20 protein-coding genes are annotated in these 18,011 nt (G+C 64.0%); 10 read left to right on the forward strand and 10 right to left on the reverse strand.

Translation table 11 applies throughout. From position 1 onward, the window contains the following. Nucleotide 1: 1 nt before the first annotated feature. The 3 genes from mmsA to V9L17_RS17465 all read right to left on the reverse strand — a co-directional run bounded on the left by mmsA (nucleotide 2) and on the right by V9L17_RS17465 (nucleotide 4,126). The gene (gene mmsA / locus V9L17_RS17455) at nucleotides 2-1,531 is read right to left on the reverse strand and encodes a multiple monosaccharide ABC transporter ATP-binding protein (protein ID WP_337348842.1); all 1,530 of its coding nucleotides are present in this window, start codon (nucleotides 1,529-1,531) and stop codon (nucleotides 2-4) included. A gap of 108 nt (nucleotides 1,532-1,639) precedes the next feature. After that, nucleotides 1,640-2,764 carry a multiple monosaccharide ABC transporter substrate-binding protein gene (chvE, locus tag V9L17_RS17460; RefSeq protein ID WP_337348843.1) on the reverse strand — a complete coding sequence of 375 codons (1,125 nt, stop codon included), beginning with the start codon at nucleotides 2,762-2,764 and terminating at the stop codon, nucleotides 1,640-1,642. A gap of 231 nt (nucleotides 2,765-2,995) precedes the next feature. After that, nucleotides 2,996-4,126, reverse strand: a complete 1,131-nt coding sequence (locus V9L17_RS17465; RefSeq protein WP_337348844.1) for a DNA alkylation repair protein — start codon at nucleotides 4,124-4,126, stop codon at nucleotides 2,996-2,998. A gap of 233 nt (nucleotides 4,127-4,359) precedes the next feature. Here V9L17_RS17465 and V9L17_RS17470 point away from each other — a divergent pair, with 233 nt between their 5' ends. Together V9L17_RS17470 and V9L17_RS17475 are read left to right on the forward strand one after the other, a co-directional pair. Next, on the forward strand, nucleotides 4,360-5,064 hold the full coding sequence (locus tag V9L17_RS17470; RefSeq protein WP_443197979.1) for a phosphatase PAP2 family protein: 705 nt from the start codon (nucleotides 4,360-4,362) through the stop codon (nucleotides 5,062-5,064). Between the two features lie 2 nt (nucleotides 5,065-5,066). Continuing rightward, nucleotides 5,067-5,291 carry an MmcQ/YjbR family DNA-binding protein gene (locus V9L17_RS17475; protein ID WP_337352292.1) on the forward strand — a complete coding sequence of 75 codons (225 nt, stop codon included), beginning with the start codon at nucleotides 5,067-5,069 and terminating at the stop codon, nucleotides 5,289-5,291. Nucleotides 5,292-5,435: 144 nt separating this feature from the next. Here the strand turns inward: V9L17_RS17475 and V9L17_RS17480 are convergent, their stop codons facing one another. Further along, entirely contained in the window at nucleotides 5,436-5,756 is a 321-nt protein-coding gene (locus V9L17_RS17480; protein WP_337348847.1) for a MerR family transcriptional regulator, read from the reverse strand. A gap of 152 nt (nucleotides 5,757-5,908) precedes the next feature. On the opposite strand from V9L17_RS17480, the gene V9L17_RS17485 reads away from it, so the two are divergent. The 3 genes from V9L17_RS17485 (at nucleotide 5,909) to V9L17_RS17495 (ending at nucleotide 7,223) form a co-directional block, all read left to right on the forward strand. Beyond that, nucleotides 5,909-6,331, forward strand: coding sequence for an Hsp20/alpha crystallin family protein (locus V9L17_RS17485; RefSeq protein ID WP_337348883.1), 423 nt, complete (start codon nucleotides 5,909-5,911; stop codon nucleotides 6,329-6,331). A gap of 88 nt (nucleotides 6,332-6,419) precedes the next feature. Beyond that, nucleotides 6,420-6,815, forward strand: a complete 396-nt coding sequence (locus V9L17_RS17490) for a J domain-containing protein (protein ID WP_337348848.1) — start codon at nucleotides 6,420-6,422, stop codon at nucleotides 6,813-6,815. Between the two features lie 30 nt (nucleotides 6,816-6,845). Next, nucleotides 6,846-7,223 (forward strand): hypothetical protein, encoded by a 378-nt coding sequence (locus V9L17_RS17495; RefSeq protein WP_337348849.1) that lies wholly within the window; start codon nucleotides 6,846-6,848, stop codon nucleotides 7,221-7,223. On the opposite strand, the gene V9L17_RS17500 is transcribed toward V9L17_RS17495, so the two are convergent. Further along, the gene (locus V9L17_RS17500; RefSeq protein ID WP_337348850.1) at nucleotides 7,215-8,603 is read right to left on the reverse strand and encodes an ATP-binding protein; all 1,389 of its coding nucleotides are present in this window, start codon (nucleotides 8,601-8,603) and stop codon (nucleotides 7,215-7,217) included. The two genes, V9L17_RS17495 and V9L17_RS17500, sit on opposite strands and share 9 nt — an antisense overlap. 140 nt (nucleotides 8,604-8,743) lie before the next feature. Between V9L17_RS17500 and V9L17_RS17505 the strand changes: the two genes are divergently transcribed. Next, complete coding sequence (locus V9L17_RS17505) at nucleotides 8,744-10,291, forward strand: GH1 family beta-glucosidase (RefSeq protein ID WP_337348851.1); 1,548 nt, start codon at nucleotides 8,744-8,746, stop codon at nucleotides 10,289-10,291. A gap of 11 nt (nucleotides 10,292-10,302) precedes the next feature. Here V9L17_RS17505 and V9L17_RS17510 read toward each other — a convergent pair whose 3' ends face one another. The 3 genes from V9L17_RS17510 to V9L17_RS17520 are packed head-to-tail and all read right to left on the reverse strand — an operon-like array spanning nucleotide 10,303 to nucleotide 12,874. Beyond that, nucleotides 10,303-11,361, reverse strand: coding sequence for an App1 family protein (locus V9L17_RS17510; protein WP_337352293.1), 1,059 nt, complete (start codon nucleotides 11,359-11,361; stop codon nucleotides 10,303-10,305). 45 nt (nucleotides 11,362-11,406) lie between these two features. Then, nucleotides 11,407-12,138, reverse strand: a complete 732-nt coding sequence (locus tag V9L17_RS17515; RefSeq protein ID WP_337348853.1) for a DUF72 domain-containing protein — start codon at nucleotides 12,136-12,138, stop codon at nucleotides 11,407-11,409. A 1-nt stretch (nucleotide 12,139) separates the two neighbouring features. Continuing rightward, nucleotides 12,140-12,874 (reverse strand): GAF and ANTAR domain-containing protein, encoded by a 735-nt coding sequence (locus V9L17_RS17520; protein ID WP_337352313.1) that lies wholly within the window; start codon nucleotides 12,872-12,874, stop codon nucleotides 12,140-12,142. A 147-nt stretch (nucleotides 12,875-13,021) separates the two neighbouring features. On the opposite strand from V9L17_RS17520, the gene V9L17_RS17525 reads away from it, so the two are divergent. The 3 genes from V9L17_RS17525 to V9L17_RS17535 all read left to right on the forward strand — a co-directional run bounded on the left by V9L17_RS17525 (nucleotide 13,022) and on the right by V9L17_RS17535 (nucleotide 15,966). Continuing rightward, nucleotides 13,022-14,830: a glycoside hydrolase family 15 protein gene (locus tag V9L17_RS17525; RefSeq protein WP_337352294.1), complete on the forward strand. Its 1,809-nt coding sequence runs from the start codon at nucleotides 13,022-13,024 to the stop codon at nucleotides 14,828-14,830. 117 nt (nucleotides 14,831-14,947) lie between these two features. Continuing rightward, the gene (locus tag V9L17_RS17530; protein WP_337348855.1) at nucleotides 14,948-15,241 is read left to right on the forward strand and encodes a hypothetical protein; all 294 of its coding nucleotides are present in this window, start codon (nucleotides 14,948-14,950) and stop codon (nucleotides 15,239-15,241) included. Further along, complete coding sequence (locus tag V9L17_RS17535; protein WP_337348856.1) at nucleotides 15,241-15,966, forward strand: HAD family hydrolase; 726 nt, start codon at nucleotides 15,241-15,243, stop codon at nucleotides 15,964-15,966. Before V9L17_RS17530 ends, V9L17_RS17535 begins: the two co-directional genes overlap by 1 nt. Nucleotides 15,967-16,021: 55 nt before the next feature. Here the strand turns inward: V9L17_RS17535 and V9L17_RS17540 are convergent, their stop codons facing one another. Continuing rightward, a complete protein-coding gene (locus tag V9L17_RS17540) occupies nucleotides 16,022-16,267 on the reverse strand; it encodes a hypothetical protein (protein ID WP_337348857.1) in 246 nt (81 codons plus the stop codon). Nucleotides 16,268-16,437: 170 nt separating this feature from the next. Here V9L17_RS17540 and V9L17_RS17545 point away from each other — a divergent pair, with 170 nt between their 5' ends. Next, complete coding sequence (locus tag V9L17_RS17545) at nucleotides 16,438-17,619, forward strand: zinc-dependent alcohol dehydrogenase (protein ID WP_337352295.1); 1,182 nt, start codon at nucleotides 16,438-16,440, stop codon at nucleotides 17,617-17,619. A gap of 19 nt (nucleotides 17,620-17,638) precedes the next feature. Here the strand turns inward: V9L17_RS17545 and V9L17_RS17550 are convergent, their stop codons facing one another. Beyond that, on the reverse strand, nucleotides 17,639-18,001 hold the full coding sequence (locus tag V9L17_RS17550) for a VOC family protein (RefSeq protein ID WP_337348859.1): 363 nt from the start codon (nucleotides 17,999-18,001) through the stop codon (nucleotides 17,639-17,641). Nucleotides 18,002-18,011: the final 10 nt, after the last annotated feature.

The following is an 18,011-nucleotide window of genomic DNA, read 5'->3' on the forward strand; positions in this document are numbered from 1 at the left end:
CCTATTCCTTCTCTTTGGTCATGTAGTGCATGAGTTTTTCCTGGGATGCTTCGGCGATGGGCACCTCGCCGGTGACGTGGCCCGCGGACAGGGTATAGATCCGGTCGCAGATGCCGAGGAGTTCGGGCAACTCTGAGGAGATGACGATGACCGCCTTTCCCTCCGCCGCGAGGTTGGCAATGATCGTATAGATTTCGAACTTGGCGCCGACGTCGATCCCACGGGTGGGTTCATCGAGGATCAGCACGTCCGGGTCCGAGAACATCCATTTGCTCAGCACCACCTTTTGCTGGTTGCCGCCGGACAGCTTGCCGGTGATGGCGGCAACTGACGGCGCCTTGATGTTCATGCTCTTGCGGTAGCCGTTCGCCACCACAGTCTCCCGGTTTTTGTCCACCCAGCCGCCCTTGACCAGCTTGCGGAGCGCAGCCATGGAGATATTCCGCTGGATATCCTCGATGAGGTTCAGGCCGTAGTGCTTCCGGTCTTCTGTGGCATACGCGATGCCGTGTCCGATCGCCTGGGACACCGTGGACGTGTTGATTTCCTTGCCGCGCTTGTACACCTTCCCGGACATCGCCGTGCCGTAGGTGCGCCCGAAGACGCTCATGGCCAGCTCGGTCCGGCCGGCTCCCATCAGGCCGGCAAGGCCCACCACTTCGCCCTGGCGGACGTTCAGGCTGGCGTTGTGCACCACCATGCGTGTGTGGTCCTGGGGATGCCGGACGGACCAGTCCTCGATCCGCAGGACTTCCTCGCCGATCTTGGGTTCCCTGTCCGGGTAGAGGCTTTCCAGGTCCCGGCCCACCATGCCGCGGATGATCCGTTCCTGTGTGATCTGGCCTTCATCGAGCCGCAGGGTCTCAATGGTTTTGCCGTCGCGGATGATGGTGACGGCGTCAGCGACCTTGCGGATTTCGTTCAGTTTGTGGCTGATGATGATGCTGGTGATTCCCTGGCCCTTTAGGTGCAGGATCAGGTCCAGGAGGTGGCCGGAGTCCTCGTCGTTGAGCGCTGCTGTGGGTTCGTCGAGGATGAGGAGCTTGACTTCCTTCGACAGCGCTTTGGCGATTTCCACCAGTTGCTGCTTGCCCACGCTGATGTGTTGGACCGGAGTGATGGGATTTTCGCTCAGGCCCACCCGGGCCAGCAGTTTTGCGGCCTCCAGGTTTGTTTTGCGCCAGTCCACCCAGCCGTTCTTGGCCTGCTCGTTTCCGAGGTAGATGTTTTCGGCGATCGAAAGATACGGGCTCAGGGCGAGCTCCTGGTGGATGATGACAATCCCGCGCTTCTCGCTGTCGTTGATGCTGGAGAAGTTGCAGGGCTCGTTTTCGAAGAGGATTTCCCCGTCGAAGGAGTTGTGCGGGTAGACGCCGGACAGGACTTTCATGAGCGTGGACTTGCCCGCCCCGTTCTCGCCGCAGATGGCGTGGACCTCGCCCCGGTTCACGTCCAAAGTGACATCCTGGAGGGCTTTGACGCCCGGAAAAGTCTTGGTGATTCCTCGCATTTGAAGAATGGGTGTGTTCATCGTCAATTCCCACTGACTGGTTGAAACTGGGCAAGCCTGCGGCTGCAGGGGCCTACGTGGAAGGGGTTGCGGCGCGGCCTTGTGGCCGGCCGCAACCCCACAAGAAAGTTACTTGACGTCGGCGTCTGTGTAGTAGCCGGAGTCGATGAGTTCCTTCTTGTAGTTGTCCGCAGTAATGATCACGGATTTGAGCAGGTAGGCCGGAACCACCTTGACCTTGTTGTTGTAGGTCTTGGTGTCGTTGACCTCGGGCTCTTGGCCCTTCAGCAGGGCATCGACCATCTTCACTGCCTGGGAACCCAGCTGGCGGGTGTCCTTGAAGATGGTGGAGTACTGCTCACCGGCGATGATGGACTTCACGGAGCCCTTCTCAGCGTCCTGGCCGGTGACAACCGGCAGATCGCCCTTGGCGTAGCCACCGGTGCTGGTCAGTGCGGAGATGATGCCGATGGAGAGCCCGTCGTAGGGGGAGAGCACGCCGTCAAGCTTCGTTCCGGAGCTGTAGGCGGCAGTGAGGATGTCCTCCATCCGCTTCTGGGCAACGGGGGCCTGCCAACGCAGGATGGCTGCCTGCTCGAACTTGGTCTGGCCGCTGGGAACCTTGAGGGTTCCGGCATCCATGTACGGCTTCAGGGTGTCCATGGCGCCGGTCCAGAAGAAGTTGGCGTTGTTGTCATCCGGACTGCCGGCGAAAAGCTCAACGTTGAACGGGCCCTTGCCCTCCACCTTCTTGCCGCTCGCGTCAACCAGGCCCAGGCCGGTCAGCAGTGACGTTGCCTGCTGCACGCCTACCGTGTAGTTATCGAACGTGGTGTAGAAATCAACGTTGGGGGTGCCGTTGATGAGCCGGTCGTAAGCGATGACCTTGACGTTCTGTTCCTTCGCCTTCGCGAGGACATCGGTCAGGGTTGTACCATCGATGGCCGCGATGATGAGTGCTTTGGCACCCTTGGTCAGCATGTTCTCGATCTGGGAAACCTGCGTGGGAATGTCATCGTTGGCGAACTGGAGGTCAGTCTTGTAACCAAGGTCCTTCAGGGACTTTTCCACGTTTCCGCCGTCGGCGATCCAACGCTCGGATGTCTGGGTGGGCATGGAGATACCCACTAGGGATTCACTGGGATTCGCAGTGGCGTCCGGGGTGGATGTGCCACCCCGGCTTCCGCACCCTGTGGCACCCACAGTGACGGCGAGGACGACGGCTACGGCGCCCAGGAATTTCCTTATTCTCACGATTTCTCCTTCCGCGGAAGCTTGTCCGCGAAGTGGTGCTGGGGCGGCAAGCGTCTGCGCTTGCCGGTGAAGCGGTACTGGCTGGATGCCAAGGCCAGGGCCTTTGACATCTAAGAGCTGTGAACCGGCCGGGGACGGGGATCAGTTGTGTGCCAAAATAAGGTTCGACCGTGTTCGTGTTAGCGCTAACAGACAGGTTACTGGAGAGTTACATGTGAGTCAAATCACTTTTTATAGGGCCGTTTCAATCGGACTTGTGTCCACTTGAAACTCCGCACGGCCGTGGCGGACGCCGTTGATCTGGAGTTCCAGGACATGCATCCCGGGGTGGTGGACGCGAGTGGTCATCGGCCTGAAGGCGTGGCGCTTGGTGAGGATCCTGGACTCACCCGCAGCGAGCGTCAGGGCCGTGAGCTTAAAGACCTTCACGGACTGGCTGCCGTTGGCCTTCCGGTAGTGGATGGCATAATCCACTGCCAGCCGCGCGCCGTCGGTGCCCATATTTGAGACCCTGAACTCGAATCCCAGGTCCTCGGGCATGGCCACCACCTGCCGGTCGAGCCGAAGTTCTGTGACAGCTACCGACGCCGGGGCGAACCCCTGCAGCGCCAGCGCACCTGGGTGCCCCTTCTTGACCAGTGTCCGGAGGCCGTGCCTGACCACCCACGCTGTATTGGTGTCCGGCGCGGCTAGCCAGCGGGCCGCCGTCGCAACCACAATCTCCGGCGCATGGCGGGCGAGGTCATTGAGGTGGTTTGCCACCGACCGCCGCACGTAGTCGGAGGGGTCGCGGTAGAGGGCATTGAGGATGGGCAGGGTTGCCTCCGGCAGCTTCACCAGGGCCGGGACCCGGACAGCCCACGGAAGGTAGGCCCGCGTCCCTTCACTCGCCAGGCGGCGGACGTGCTCGTCCGGGTGCCGCGTCCACTGCAGGATGGCCTCGAGGGCTGCCTCCGGATGGTGGGCGAGCAGGCGCCGGATGGCAAACTCGCCGGTCAGCCGGGGCGTCAGTTCAGCCAGCAGCGCCAGGCAGTCCTCGAAGTCCGGCACGGAGCCTGATTCGAGAGCGAGGGTGACAGCGGCTTCGGAGACCGGCCAGAGGATCCATCCGGTGAAAGCGGGGTTCTCCAGGGCGCCGCGGAAGATGCCTGCCGCCGTCGTGTAGCCGGAACCCGGGATGCGTTGGAGATCGTGCAGCAGCGCCCCGCTGACGCTGTCCGTACGTCCGCGCAGGCTGAGCTCGTCCAGCGTGGTGGCGGCGACGGCGAGGTTGGGCCACACCGTACCGGGTGCTGCCGTGGCAAGAATGTCAGCCAGCGACTCCACGCCTTGCCTGTTGATCAGCTCATTCATCGCACCCATGACGTCAGGCTACCCGCGGCTGGGGCTCCATGCGGAACCAGTGCAGGGGGAGCCGGCCGCGCGATCCGCCCACCATCGGCGGAAGAACGGGGATAATCTTCACCTGAGGAAAGTCTTCACGGCGCAGGGACGGAAATAGACACGTGGCAAAGCAGTCAGGGCAGCAGGCATCCAGCAAGGCGCCGCAATGGTGGCGCAGGTTCCATGACAAATTCGTCGTGGAAGAGCGATACATGGAGCCGGCGGCGCGGAGAAGCCTCTATCGCTGGTCCGTACTGTTGGCGGCGGTCGGTGCGCTCCTCTTCGTTGCCACTCTCATGGGCGTCCTGCAGGGCGACGGGCTTGCCTCGGCCGATGAGGATGCACGGAACTGGCTGCTCGCCATCCGTTCGGAGCTGCTTACCGTTGTGATGATCTTCCTGGCGGTGGTCTTCGGGCCCATAGCCCTGCCGATTATCGTCCTGGTAGTCATCCTCGTATGGGGATTTGCGGCCAAGCATGCTTGGCGGCCCATGCTGCTGGCCGGCGGCATGATCACCGGCGTGGTGATATCGCAGATCATCTTGCAGATCGTCAAGAGGTCCCGCCCGCCGGTGGAGCTGATGCTGTTTGGCGCCGACCACACGTTCTCGTTCCCCTCCGGCCACGTCCTGGGCGCCTGCGACTTCCTGCTGGTAGGAACCTTCCTGATATTCTCGCGACGCGAAAACACCAGGGCGGCGGTCCTCGGTTTTGTTGGGGCCGGCGTCGGAATTGTGTTGGCTGCGCTCAGCAGGCTGTATTTGGGATACCACTGGCTTAGTGATGCCCTGGCATCACTTTCCCTCTCGCTGATCATCCTGGGTGCGGTGATCGCCCTGGATACCTGGCGCACCGCCCGGATCCCCGGCGAACGGATTACCGGGGAACTGTCCAAAGCCGACGCTCCGGGTGACTAGCCATGGCGACCGCGATGGACGTCCGCAGGATGTGCCTGGCACTGCCCGGCGTTTCTGAGCGCAGCAGCTGGGGCCAGCCGGCCTGGTTCGCCAAGACTTTGATGGCACGCATCTGGGAAGAGGGCGTGCTGACGGTCAAGACCGACGAGCGCGAGGCCTTGCGGGCACGGAACCGGACACCTACTTCTGGACGCCGCACCACGACCGTTCACCGCAGCTTGTGCTGATCAGGCTGGACCGCATTGGTACCGAGGAGCTTGCCGAACTGCTGGAGGAGTCTTACCGGCTGGCAGGCGGCCGCAGGCCCTGACTGCGGTCTGTCCGGCACGGCAGGCGGACGCGATGCGCAGACGCGTACCCGGCACGAGGCGCTAGGCGTCGGGGCGGGAGCGGGCGCGTTGGAGCGCCCTGCGCAGCTTTGCGTTGGCTGCCTCCAGCTCAAGGACCTTCGCCACGCCGGCGAGGTTGAGCCCCTCTTGAAGCAGTTCCCCAATGCGCAGGAGGATGGCGATGTCTGTGTCACTGTATTGCCGTGTGCCGCCGGCCGTCCGGACCGGCGTGAGTAGCCCCCGCGTCTCATAGAGCCGGATATTCTGCTGCCCCGTGCCTGTCAGCTGTGCCGCCACCGAGATCGCATATAGCGCCCGTGCGGCCCCGGACTGGGGCGTTTGGCCGGATGCCGCCTCTGTCATGTCTGCTCCAAAATCCCTGCTCAAAAATCCTGAACGAATCCCTTGCTTCAGTTTGGCACGAGTGCTATAAAAAATCTATATCCACCACCATAGATCGGTGTGATGGGTATAGACCAAAACCAAACAAATGCATGCTGAAGGAGTGGGAAATGATGTTGATGCGTACGGACCCGTTCCGTGAGCTGGACCGGCTTACCCAGCAGGTCTTTGGAACCGCGGCCCGGCCGGCGGCGATGCCGATGGACGCGTGGCAGGAAGACGGCGAGTTTGTTGTCGCCTTCGATCTGCCGGGCGTTGATGTGGACTCCGTAGATTTGAATGTTGAGCGGAACGTCCTGACAGTGCGGGCAGAGCGGCGTGACCCCACCCAGCCAAACGTGGAGTTGGTAGCCTCCGAACGGCCCCGCGGCGTGTTCAGCCGCCAGTTGATACTGGGTGAGACCCTGGACACGGAAAACATCAAGGCCAGTTACGACCGTGGTGTCCTGACCTTGCGGATCCCGGTTGCCGAGCAGGCCAAGCCGCGCAAGATCGAGATCGAAACGAAGGGCCAGATGCACGAGATCGGAAGCTAGTCCATCCTTAAGCGGCGGATATCCGGCTTAGGCGCGGGCATGGGGCCGCCCTGCCCGCGCCCAAGCAGTTCGAAAGAAGGCGGCGCCCATGGACACGCCGGACAAGGTTGAGCTGCCAGACCACTACGCAGCCCTGCGGGTGGAGGCTTCGGCCAGCCAGCAGGAAATCGCCCGCGCCTACCGTGCCCGCATGCGCAGTCTTCATCCCGACGTCGACGTCGGCCCGCGCATTCCCGGCGGGGCCGATGGGAATGCCGCGGCCCGCAAAAATGAGCTGTTGCGCATCATGCAGGCCTTCGCAGTGCTTCGTGATCCAGCCCGCCGGGCTGCTTACGACCGCAGTCTTGCCGAACGGCAGACGGTTTCCCGTCCGGAGACGGGACCGCAAAGCATCCCCGTCCGGCGTGTCCGCAGCCGCGAGAACCGCGCAGGGGCCACGATCAGAATTACGCCCGTCCGCTGGGAAAGCGGACCGTGGGCATGACCCCCTTCCAACCCAACGAAGGAGCAGTACATGAGCGAGTGGCGCCGCTACGATTCACAGTTGATGCCGGTTTTCCACGAGCGGTTCGAAGAACGCTGGGGCAAGGGTACGGCCCCTTTCCTTGATCCGGAGGCGCACGAAGAGCCAATTCCGCGGGCCCAGTGGATCAATCCGGCCACCGGCGCGGCGCTGGCGGTAGTGCCCGTCTGGACCGCCGACGATGGCCAGCACCGTTCCTTTGGTGTGTTCTATCTGCCCCCGGCGGGAGGCATCTGGGTGTTGCGTCCCGGATACACCGGGTACCTGGAACCTTCCGACGGCGAAACAGAACACCTGGTTACCCTCCGGAATGACGCCTACCGGAAGGCCGTGGCCCACGCCAAGGAGTTCCTGTTTGGCTCACAGTGAGTTGTCCGGGCCGCTCCCCAACAGGCTGCGGGTGAGGGCTTCGGCGTCGGCCATCAGGTCCTCCACCGCAGCAGCGAGGTGGGCGTCGGACACCGGCGCCTCGTCCAGGGCGCCGGCCACCACGGCCCGACGCACCAGTTCGCGGGCGAAGGAAGCAGTGGTGCCCTCTGTCCGTTCCGCTGCCAACTCCAACGCCTCCGGGCTGAAGGACACCCGGCGGCCATAGAGTTCCAGCAGCCGGACCCTCTCGGCGTTTTTCGGGAGCGGAATCTCGACGGCCAGGTCCACCCGGCCCGGACGCTGCGCCAGGGCCCGTTCCAGCATGTCCGGCCGGTTGGTTGTCAGGACGAATGCGACGTCGGCATCGTTGTCCAGGCCGTCCATGGCGTCCAGCACCTCAAACAGCAGCGGCTGCGGACCATGCCCGAAGCTCCGGTCCTCGGCGATGAGGTCGCAGTCCTCCAACACCACGATGGACGGCTGCAGCGCCCGGGCCATTCGAGCCGCGTCCGAGATCCGGGCGAGCGAACCGCCGGAGAGGAGGATCGCCGTCGACCCAACACTCTGGCTCAGCAGGTGCCGCACGGTGTGGGTCTTGCCTGTCCCCGGCCTGCCGTAAAGCAGGATGCCGCGTTTGAGGTGCTGGCCGTGGTCCTTGAGCGAGGCGCGGTGCGTGGCAATGCCCACGGTGTGGTCTGCCACCTTCCGCAGCAGCCCGGCGGGCAGGATGACGTCCGACGCCGGGAGGCTGGGCCGGTGGTGAAAGGTCACGCCCGCAGCGCTGGGCCCATACGCGGACATCACGAGGGAGATGACCTGTCCCTTGAGGACACTGTTGTTGTCCATCCGCAGGCGGAACTCTGCCAGGAACGCGGTGGCGGTTTCCTGCCCGGCTGCGAGGACTTCCAGGCAAGCGGCCTGGCGCCCGGATTGGGGCTCGGCATCTCGCTGCAGGACGGCCAATGGGTTCCCGGCGAAGCTGAAGAGCCACAGGCCCAGGGCCACGGCCTGCCGGTGGCTGTCCGGGCCCACCGCGAGGTTGGCATAGTCGGGCTGGGCGAGTGGAAACTGCGGAAAGAGCTGCGATTGCTGGACCATGTCACTCAAGGACTGGTGGTGCCGCTGGCCGCCGCCTCCGATGCCCACCAGCCGGGCCCCAGGGTCCTGTTCAACGAGTTGCGCCATCACAATATCGGCGTCCACAAAGCGGTGCGGCGGAATTTCCTCCACCACCACCGAAAGGTCCGAAGCTGGCGTGCCAAGATGTTCGGTCAGGGCTTGAAGCAGCTGTTTTCCCGCTTGCTCCCGATGGTTTCCGGATTGCGCCAGCTGGACCAGCGCCGCAAAATCGTCGATGAATTTCCCCAGTTTTTCATCCATCCCCAGACCCTAGCAGGCGGCAGCCAGCCAGGCCCGGGACCCGTGGCCAGGGCAGCGTGGCTGACGCTCGTCAGCGGCCCGGCCGTGTGCCATCCTAAGGGGTACAGTTTCCGAACCCAGCTAAGGAAGTTGGCACTACAGTGCATATCACCGCCAAGGACCTGGCCGCGCTCATCCCATCCGGGTTCACCCTGGGCGTGGCCACTGCGGCCTTCCAAATCGAGGGAGCGCTTGAGGAGGATGGCCGCGGACCGGCCGGATGGGATGGCTTTGCGTCCAGGCCCGGAGCAATCGTTGACGGTCACAGCCCCGCGGTCTCCTGCGACCACTACCACCGGATGCCGCAGGACGTCGCGCTCATGAAGCAGTTGGGCGTGGACTCCTACCGTTTCTCCCTGGCGTGGCCCCGGATCCAGCCCACCGGCAGCGGAGCGGTGAACCGCGCAGGACTTGATTTCTACGACCGCCTCCTTGATGAGCTGCTGGCCAACGGGATTTCCCCCATGGCCACCCTCTACCACTGGGACACCCCGAAAGCACTGGACGACGCCGGCGGGTGGATGAACCGGGACACCGCCTACCGCCTGGGGGAGTTCGCGGCGATCGCCGCCGACGCCTTCGGGGACAGGGTGGCGCGCTGGGCAACGATCAACGAACCCGCCACCGTCTCCACCAACGGCTACACCTTGGGACTACATTCGCCCGGTGAGGCCCTCATGCTCAACGCTTTCCCCACCGTGCACCACCAATTGCTGGGCCATGGGCTCGCGGTGCAGGCGCTGCGCGCAGCAGGAGTGCCGGGCGAGATTGGCATGACCAATGTCTACTCGCCCATGGTTCCGAACTCAATCAATCCCCTGGACTACATCAGTGCCGGCCTGATGGACCTCGCCCAGAACCGGCTGTACGCGGACCCCGTTCTTTTGGGCAAGTACCCGGACCTTATCCGTGCCGCGAAGTTCTTCAGCTCCTTCGACCACCCGGAGGAGGACATGAAGCTCATCTCCCAGCCGCTGGATTTCTATGGCCTGAACTACTACATGCCCACCAAAGTGGCTGTTGGCCCGGGACAGGGCGCTGTTCCCGCCAGCATGGCCGAAGCCATGGGCAGCGACCTGAGTGCGATGGGCAACGGCGGCACCCCCTTCCACGTCGAGACCTGGCCCGAAGCGGACATCACGTCCTACGGCTGGCCCGTCAAACCCGAATACATGCGCGTGGCGCTGAAGGAGATGGCGGAGCGCTACCCGAACCTGCCGCCGGTGATCATCACCGAGGGCGGGGCAAGTTTCGAGGACATCATCGTCCGGGACAAATCCACCAACATCAGATTCATCCCGGACGAACGGCGCCTGAAATACCTCTCGGACCACCTGGAAGCGGCGCTCAAGGCCACCGCCCCGGGCGGTGAGGCGGAAGCCGTTGACCTCCGCGGTTACTACGTGTGGTCGCTGATGGACAACTTCGAGTGGTCCGCCGGCTACAACCAGCCGTTCGGGCTGCTCCATGTCGATTTTGAGACCCTGGAGCGCACGCCAAAGGCGTCCTACTTCTGGTTCCAGGAGCTGCTCGAAGAGCGGAACCTTGTGGCCGCGGCTGACACCGCCGTCGCGAAGGCCGCCGGACCGGAACCGGCTGTGACAGAGGAGAACGACGACGACGTGACCACCTTGGGTGCCACCGCGTAGCTCCGGGGGTGCTAAAGCAGGTCCAGGGCCCTGAGCTGCTTGGCCATACCGGCGCCGTCCGTGGAGTAGATCCATGGCACCGCCGAAGCGCTGTGGTCGCCGTCTTCGGAGTGTCCGCCCGCAAACACGGCCTCGCTGACCGAAAGCTGCCGGATCGCTATGGCGGCCACCTTGTCCGCGTGCTCCTGGGCGAAGCCTGAGTAGATCTGTTCGTCATGCTGGCCGTTGTCGCCGATCAGGAGCCAGCGCATGTCGGGGAATTCCTTCGCGAGGCGTTCGAGGTTGCGGTGCTTATGCTCCTGACCGCTGCGGAACCACCTGTCCTGGGTCAGTCCCCAGTCCGTGAGCAGCAGGGCACCGGCCGGGTACATATTGCGGCTCAGGAAACGCGCCAGCGTGGGGGCTGCGTTCCACGGTCCGGTGGACAGGTAAATCACGGGGGCGTCGGGATGCTCGATCGTGAGCCGGTCCAGGAGAACAGCCATTCCCGGCGTTGCCATGCGCGCCCGCTCGCTCAGCACAAACGTGTTCCACAGCGCAAGGAACGGGCGGGGGAGTGCCGTGACCATTACGGTGTCGTCAATGTCAGAGACGATGCCAAACTTGGTGTCCGGTGCGATCACCTGGATGAGCGCCTCCACCGGCTCGGTGCCTTCGGCCCGCAGGACAGCGGTATGCCAGCCAGGGGACAGCTTTATGTCCACCACCGTGTCGATCAGGCCGCCGCGGTCCGCCTTAACGTGCGTGACCACGTCTTCGATGGTGACTTCGACATCGGTGAACTGCACGGGAACACTCGTGAAAGCCCGCCAGCCGCGCACGTTCTGGGTTCCGTTGCGGGCCGCGTGGTCGGCCCTGCTGCCGGGAGCGGGCTCCTGCGTGAGCAGCACCCGGCCCAGTACCCTGACCCACTCGGTGGATCCGTACCCCTGGTACGCGATGGTCTTTGGCACGAACTTCCAGCGCTTTGCCAGCTGCAGCCGGACACCGTTAACGCTGTCCGAAAGCCGGTGGGCAAGCCTGAAAGCGCGCTTGCCGGCCAATGATGTTCTCTGGGGAGCCGTGTCCATGCCTCCACTCTGCCACAGGCGATGCGGTGACCGTCCAGCGTGACCTCAGCCCGCGCCCAGGATCCAACGCAGGGTGTCGGCGTTCCGCACAGCGTTCCCGCCGCCGTCGTTATTGAAATACACAAACACGTCCCGCCCTCCGCCATCCCATTCCCGGATGCGATCCGCCCACCAGCCCAGGTCGGCGTCCGAATACGAGCCCCCATAGAGATGCTGGTGATCCGGGCCGTGCATCCGGACGTACACAAACGGCGCCGTGGCCCGCAGGATGCATGGCAGGTTGGCCCCGCTCATGATGCAATAGGCGGCCTTATGCCGCTCCAAGAGCCCATAGACATCCGGATGGTCCCAGCTTGGGTGCCGGAACTCCACTGTGACCCGGATCCACCACGGAACTGCGGAGAGGAAGAAGTCCAGCCGGGCGTCATCCCGCGCCTGCTGGGGCGGGAGCTGGACCAGGAGGACCGCGCGTTTGTCACCGAGTTCATGCCAGCATTTGGCGATCCGCTCCAGCCAAACCTCCGGCGCGTACAGCTTCTTGCCGTGCGTGAGCCCGCGAGGGGCCTTCACCGACATGGCGAAGCCGTCGGGAAGCCTGCGCCGCCAGCTTGCGAAAGATGTGTCGCGGGGCCAGCGGTAAAAGCTCGCGTTCAGCTCAACCGTGCTGAAGCGGGACACGTAGTACTGAAGCCTGTCGCGGGCGGGCAGCCCTGGCGGGTACAGCACGTTCTCCCAGTGGTCATAGCTCCAGCCGGATGTTCCAATGTGGATGGCCATGTCAGCTGAAATGGGTCTTGAGCGTGCCGCCGCCTGCGGATTCCACTATGGCCAGGGCCACGTCGCGCAGTTTCATGTTGCGCGTGCTGGAGGCAGATTTGATCAGTTCCATCGCCTCGTCCTGGGTGCAGCGGTTCTGTCCGATGATGATCCCCACCGCTGTATCGATCACCGTGCGTGAGTCCAGTGCCGCCTTCAGGTTGGCAGCAGTATCCGTATGCTGGGCCAGCCGGACGGCAAGGCGCATTCCCTTGGAAGCCTGGGACACGTAGCCGAGTGCATGCTCAACGGCGCTGGAATCGAAGACGCCCGCGCGGTCGGAGTAGAGGTTGATACCTGCCTTGGCGTCGTCGCCGGAGAGCTCGAATGGGATGGCCAGGACGGACCGGATCCCGTGGTTCAGCACGCTGGCAGCGTAGTCCGGCCACAGCGTTTCTGTCGTGAAGTCCCTGATGTGCACCACCACCCCTTCCCTGGCGCATTGGAGGCACGGCCCGTCGCCATACTCGTACTGCAGTTCGTCAAGCAGGCGGGCCCTAGGGCCACTGCTCGCCACGGTGGCCGCTGTCCGGTGGCGGAGCAATGTAATGCCGCACAGGACTTCGCCCCGTGGACCGGAGAGGTTCTCTGCCGAGAAATTCGCCAGTTCGTTCAGGAAGTCCTCCACGTCCTGGGTGTCCAGGAGGAGATCCTGTATTTTCTCGATGACGAGGCTGTGCGTAGCTGGCTGTTCCAAGGTATGCCTCCGCTGTTGCTGGCTGGTACTGAAGAACCTGGCCTGCTGGCGGCCACCACGGGTGGCCACAGGCAGCTGCTTTACCTTGATTTCAGGCTACACCCCTTGAACCTTCGGCCGCGGAGGTACGTGTGGCAGTGTATGGGAATGGCGCGAATTGAAGATTATGCGGTGGTCGGGGACCTTCACACCGGAGCGCTGGTGAGCACTTCCGGATCCATCGACTGGCTGTGCTTGCCGCGGTTTGACTCTCCGGCCTGCTTCAATGCACTCCTGGACACGCCGGAAGCCGGCCGTTGGCTGCTGGCGCCTGCGGCCGGCGGGACCTGCACCCGGCGCAGCTATCGCGAGGGAACCCTAGTCCTGGAAACCGTGTGGGAAACCCCCGAAGGCACCGTCCGGGTGATTGACTTCATGCCACCCCGCGACGAGGTGGCTGACATCGTGCGCATCGTGGAGGGTGTCAGCGGCAGCGTCAGGATGCACAGCGAGCTGGCGTTGCGCTTCGACTACGGGCACATTGTGCCCTGGGTCCGCAAGGACGAGCACGGCATCCACGCCATCGCCGGACCGGACGCCGTCTATTTTGTGACCGGGGCGCCCGTGCGCGGCGAGAATATGCACACCGTCAGCGACTTCACGGTCGATGAAGGCCAGAAGGTTCCCTTCGTGCTGACGTGGGCACCGAGCCACGTCCAGCGGCCCATGACCGTCGATGCCGAGGAAGTATTGAGCACCACCACCGCGTTCTGGCGTGGCTGGACCAGCCAGTGCACAGTCACGGGGAAGTATCGGGAAGCCGTCGTGCGCTCGCTGGTGACCCTCAAGGCCCTGACCTATGCGCCGACCGGCGGGATTGTTGCCGCCGTGACCACATCGCTGCCGGAACAGCTGGGCGGCCCCCGTAACTGGGACTACCGCTATTGCTGGCTGCGGGACGCGACCATGACGCTGCAGGCACTGCTGGCTGCGGGATACACCGCGGAGGCCGCAGACTGGCGGGACTGGCTGCTCAGGGCAGTCGCCGGCGACCCCGCTGACCTTCAGATCATGTACGGAATCCATGGCGAGCGGCGGCTTCCGGAAATGGAACTGCCCTGGCTGGCCGGTTATGAAGGCTCCAGCCCGGTGCGGATCGGGAACGGCGCCGCGGAGCAGCTCCAGCTGGACGTGTGGGGCGAGGTGCTGGACTGCCTGTCACTGACCAGGAATTCGCTGCTGAAACACACCGACGAGGCGTGGGATGTCCAAGTGGCCCTCATGCAGCACCTGGAGACCATCTGGGACCAGCCGGACAACGGTCTTTGGGAGATGCGCGGCCCCCGCCGCCACTTTACGCATTCGAAAGTCATGGCCTGGGTGGCCGCAGACCGCATGGTGAAGGGAGTCCGGGAGTCCGGCTTGCCCGGGCCCGCGGAGCGCTGGGAGGCGCTGCGGGACACTATCCACCAAGACGTCATGGCCAACGGCTTCGATGCTGGACGGAACACGTTCACCCAGTCCTACGGCCGTCCGGAACTTGATGCGAGCCTCCTGCTCATCCCGCGCGTGGGGTTCCTGCCACCGGACGATCCCCGGGTGGTGGGCACCATCGATGCGATCCTGAGCGAGCTGACCGAAGACGGATTCGTGCTCCGCTACCGCCCGGCGGAGAGCGACGACGGCCTTCCCGGGGACGAGGGCGTGTTCCTGGCGTGTTCGTTCTGGATGGTGGAGGCGCTCCTGGGCGCCGGCCGCCGCAGCGAGGCTACCCAGCTGTTTGAGCGGCTCCTCGGACTGCGCAATGACGTGGGGCTGCTCAGTGAGGAGTGGGCCGTCAGGGCAGGGCGCCAGCTCGGAAACACTCCCCAGGCCTTCAGCCACTTTGGGCTTGTGACTAGCGCGCTTGAGCTGCATCAGGATACGGTTCGCCGGAGTGATACGCCCATACCGCCGGAAACGGAGAATGTGGCGTGACTGCTTGCAATGGGGGGATTGCAGCACTTCTCCCCGAAGGAATCAGTAAGTATACTTACTAAGATAAGCACAGCGCGCTCCCAGCACAGCGCAGTGACTGACGGAGGGGTGATTGGAATGGCCGGTTATTTTGAACTGGTGGATGCACCTGACGGTGGCTATAGAGTCAGGATGTTGGACGGGGCGGGGGACCTGATGGCTATTTCAGTGACGTTTCCCACAAAGCGTGCCGCGGTGGCCGGTGTTGCCATGGCGCGCGAGATTGCCGGGACCGGGCTGATCCGGGACCGCAGCCGTGACGGTGCCGGTACGGTGATCCGTGAACGCGTTCGGCCGGTGAACTCCGCCAAGGAGGAAACTTCCGCGCGGACCAGGAGGGTTTCGGGGGCTACGCGGGCTGCAGCTGGCTGATGGACTCCCAGCACCTTGGCCCGGCGGCCTCAAGGGGGCGCCGCCGGGGCGTCCTGTTCGATGTGGACGGAACCTTGGTGGACTCCTCCTACTTCCATACGCTCGCCTGGTGGCAGGCATTCCGGCAGCAGGGCTACGACGTGCCAATGGCCTCTATCCACCATTGCGTCGGCATGGGTGGCGACCGCTTGGTGGACAGCCTCCTGCCCTCAGGCCGGGATAAGGATTCCGACGCCGAGATCCTCGCCAGCCATGCAGCGATCTTTGCATCCAACTGGCCAGCCCTGCGCGCCTTTGACGGAGCCAGGGACCTCCTGGCGCAATGCCACGCCGGAGGCTTGGCTGTGGCCCTCGCATCCTCCGCCCGAACCCAGGACCTCCTGGCGACACGGCGGGCCTTGGGAGCTGACGCCCATATTCATGCAGCAACCAGTGCCAATGATGCCAAGGCAAGTAAGCCTGCGCCGGATATCCTGATCGCCGCGCTGGAGGCGTTGGGGGTCAGGCCAGCCGACGCCGTATATGTCGGTGATGCGGTGTGGGACATGCAGGCCGCAGCAGCCCTCGGCATCCCGGCCATTGCCGTGACCTGCGGCGGAACAAGTGCCGCGGAACTCAGGGATGCCGGTGCGGTCCAGGTCTACGCCGGCCCGCGCGACCTTCTGGAAAACCTTCAGGACAGTGCCATCGGCAGCCTGCTGACGGCGTCCTCGCCGGTGGGTTGACCCGGTGGGTTGACCCGCTTTCCTGACCGCTTTCGTGGCCCGCTTGGCGATGCTTTTAGCCCGTTGGCGTTCCTTCGGCGGCGGTGTCGTCGGCTACCGCCGGCTTCGCCCAGGACACAACAACTTTGACGGAGCCGTCGTCGTTGCGGTCCACGTCAGTCACCACTTCGGCGACGCTGGCGCCCATGGCCAGGATTTTTGCGCGGTACGTGGTGACCAGTTCCTCCAGGCTGGATTCGGTCCACTCTCCAGGACGCATCCGGGTGGAAATCTCAACAGGTTCCGGCTGGTACAGCGACATGACGGTCCTTTCCCGCTCGTTCGTGTGATGCAAAAATCCATGTGCTTCTTACGCTAGGAGGCTTGCCGTCCCACCACAAGGAAATTTAGTCAGTCTGCTTACTTTATTTTGCAAAAAGGGCTAGCGTCGGATGATCGGCCGGAGACCCGGCACCCAGAGGAAGGCAGAAGATGAGGGCATTGACGTGGCAAGGCAAGCGCTCCGTGAGCGTGGAAGACGTGCCGGACCCTGTGATCCAGGACCCAACAGACGCCATTGTGAGAATTACCTCCACGGCGATCTGCGGCTCGGACCTGCACCTGTATGAAGTCCTGGGGCCGTACATGCACAAGGGTGACGTGATCGGGCACGAACCCATGGGCGTCGTGGAGGAAGTGGGAAGCGCCGTCGCCCATCTCCGGAAGGGAGACCGGGTGGTCATTCCCTTCAATATTTCCTGCGGCCACTGCTACATGTGCCGCCGGGGCCTGCAGTCGCAATGCGAGACCACGCAGGTCAAGGAGAAGGGCTCCGGAGCCGCCCTGTTCGGCTACTCCGAACTGTACGGCTCGGTACCAGGGGGCCAAGCCGAATACCTTCGCGTGCCGCATGCCGACTACGGACCGGTCACAGTGGGCCAGGAACTGCCCGATGAACGCTACCTCTTCCTCTCCGATATCCTTCCCACAGCCTGGCAGGGGGTGGAGTATGCCGATGTCCACCCCGGCGGCACGTTGGCCGTCTTCGGTTTGGGCCCGGTCGGCCAGTTCGCGGCCCGGATCGGTGTGCACAAGGGCCTGCGCGTCATTGGCGTTGATCCGGTTCCGGAGCGGCGCGCCATGGCAGCACGGCACGGCGTGGACACCCTCGACTACGGCAAGGACCTCGCCGAGGAGCTGCGGGACATGACGGAGGGGCGGGGCCCCGACGCTGTGGTGGACGCCGTCGGCATGGAGGCGCACGGTTCACCCGTTGCCGGGTTCGCCCACCAGGCCTTGGGGCTCCTGCCGGACAAGCTTGCGCAGAAGGCCATGGAAACCGCGGGCGTGGACCGGCTTGCCGCCCTGCATACGGCCCTGGACGCTGTCCGCCGCGGTGGTACCGTCTCGCTCAGCGGAGTCTATGGCGGCCAGGCGAGCCCGATGCCCCTGCTGAGCATGTTCGACAAGCAGATCCAGCTGCGCATGGGCCAGTGCAATGTCCGACGCTGGACGGATGACCTTCTTCCCTTGGTGGAGGACGACGCCGATCCGCTGGGTGTGATGGATCTGGTCACCCACCGTTCGGGCCTGGACGGCGCGCCGGCGTTGTATGAGAAGTTCCAGAAGAAAGAAGACGGCTGCATCAAAGTGGTCCTCAACCCGGGGGGATGATCTTCCGGGTCCGGAGGGCTCAGGACCGGGCCACATCCACCACGCAGAACCGGTTCCCGTCCGGATCCTCCAGCACAACGAAGTCAGGATCCTCGGGGTACAGGTCCCAGTCCGCACGTGAGGCGCCAAGGTCCAGCAGGCGGGCAACCTCGGCAGTTTGGTTGTCCGCGTAGAGGTCCAGATGGATCCGGGGGTGTTCCTGCACGGGGGTTTCGCTGAGCATCAGGGCAATCCGCGCACCGCCGCCACCACCGTGCGGTATCAGTACAACCCACGTGTCATCGCCGTCCTCCCGAGGGACGTACCCCAGCGCGTCGCACCAGAAAGCGGTGGAACGGGCAACGTCCTGCACTCCAATAACTGTGGTTCCGATCGTCAGCATGTTTTGAATG

This window comes from Pseudarthrobacter sp. CCNWLW207 (assembly GCF_037203945.1).
In the GTDB taxonomy this organism is placed as follows: domain Bacteria; phylum Actinomycetota; class Actinomycetes; order Actinomycetales; family Micrococcaceae; genus Arthrobacter.

Bases quoted from the DNA above. Each gene is read 5' to 3' on its own strand.
- V9L17_RS17535 (WP_337348856.1), top strand. From the start codon at position 15,241: ATGGACTCCCAGCACCTTGGCCCGGCGGCCTCAAGGGGGCGCCGCCGG.
- mmsA (WP_337348842.1), bottom strand. From the start codon at position 1,531: ATGAACACACCCATTCTTCAAATGCGAGGAATCACCAAGACTTTTCCG.
- V9L17_RS17485 (WP_337348883.1), top strand. From the start codon at position 5,909: ATGTTGATGCGTACGGACCCGTTCCGTGAGCTGGACCGGCTTACCCAG.
- V9L17_RS17500 (WP_337348850.1), bottom strand. From the start codon at position 8,603: ATGGATGAAAAACTGGGGAAATTCATCGACGATTTTGCGGCGCTGGTC.
- V9L17_RS17495 (WP_337348849.1), top strand. From the start codon at position 6,846: ATGAGCGAGTGGCGCCGCTACGATTCACAGTTGATGCCGGTTTTCCAC.
- V9L17_RS17510 (WP_337352293.1), bottom strand. From the start codon at position 11,361: ATGGACACGGCTCCCCAGAGAACATCATTGGCCGGCAAGCGCGCTTTC.
- V9L17_RS17530 (WP_337348855.1), top strand. From the start codon at position 14,948: ATGGCCGGTTATTTTGAACTGGTGGATGCACCTGACGGTGGCTATAGA.
- V9L17_RS17545 (WP_337352295.1), top strand. From the start codon at position 16,438: ATGAGGGCATTGACGTGGCAAGGCAAGCGCTCCGTGAGCGTGGAAGAC.
- V9L17_RS17525 (WP_337352294.1), top strand. From the start codon at position 13,022: ATGGCGCGAATTGAAGATTATGCGGTGGTCGGGGACCTTCACACCGGA.
- V9L17_RS17470 (WP_443197979.1), top strand. From the start codon at position 4,360: ATGGAGCCGGCGGCGCGGAGAAGCCTCTATCGCTGGTCCGTACTGTTG.
- V9L17_RS17550 (WP_337348859.1), bottom strand. From the start codon at position 18,001: ATGCTGACGATCGGAACCACAGTTATTGGAGTGCAGGACGTTGCCCGT.
- V9L17_RS17465 (WP_337348844.1), bottom strand. From the start codon at position 4,126: ATGGGTGCGATGAATGAGCTGATCAACAGGCAAGGCGTGGAGTCGCTG.
- V9L17_RS17480 (WP_337348847.1), bottom strand. From the start codon at position 5,756: ATGACAGAGGCGGCATCCGGCCAAACGCCCCAGTCCGGGGCCGCACGG.
- V9L17_RS17490 (WP_337348848.1), top strand. From the start codon at position 6,420: ATGGACACGCCGGACAAGGTTGAGCTGCCAGACCACTACGCAGCCCTG.
- V9L17_RS17475 (WP_337352292.1), top strand. From the start codon at position 5,067: ATGGCGACCGCGATGGACGTCCGCAGGATGTGCCTGGCACTGCCCGGC.
- V9L17_RS17540 (WP_337348857.1), bottom strand. From the start codon at position 16,267: ATGTCGCTGTACCAGCCGGAACCTGTTGAGATTTCCACCCGGATGCGT.
- V9L17_RS17515 (WP_337348853.1), bottom strand. From the start codon at position 12,138: ATGGCCATCCACATTGGAACATCCGGCTGGAGCTATGACCACTGGGAG.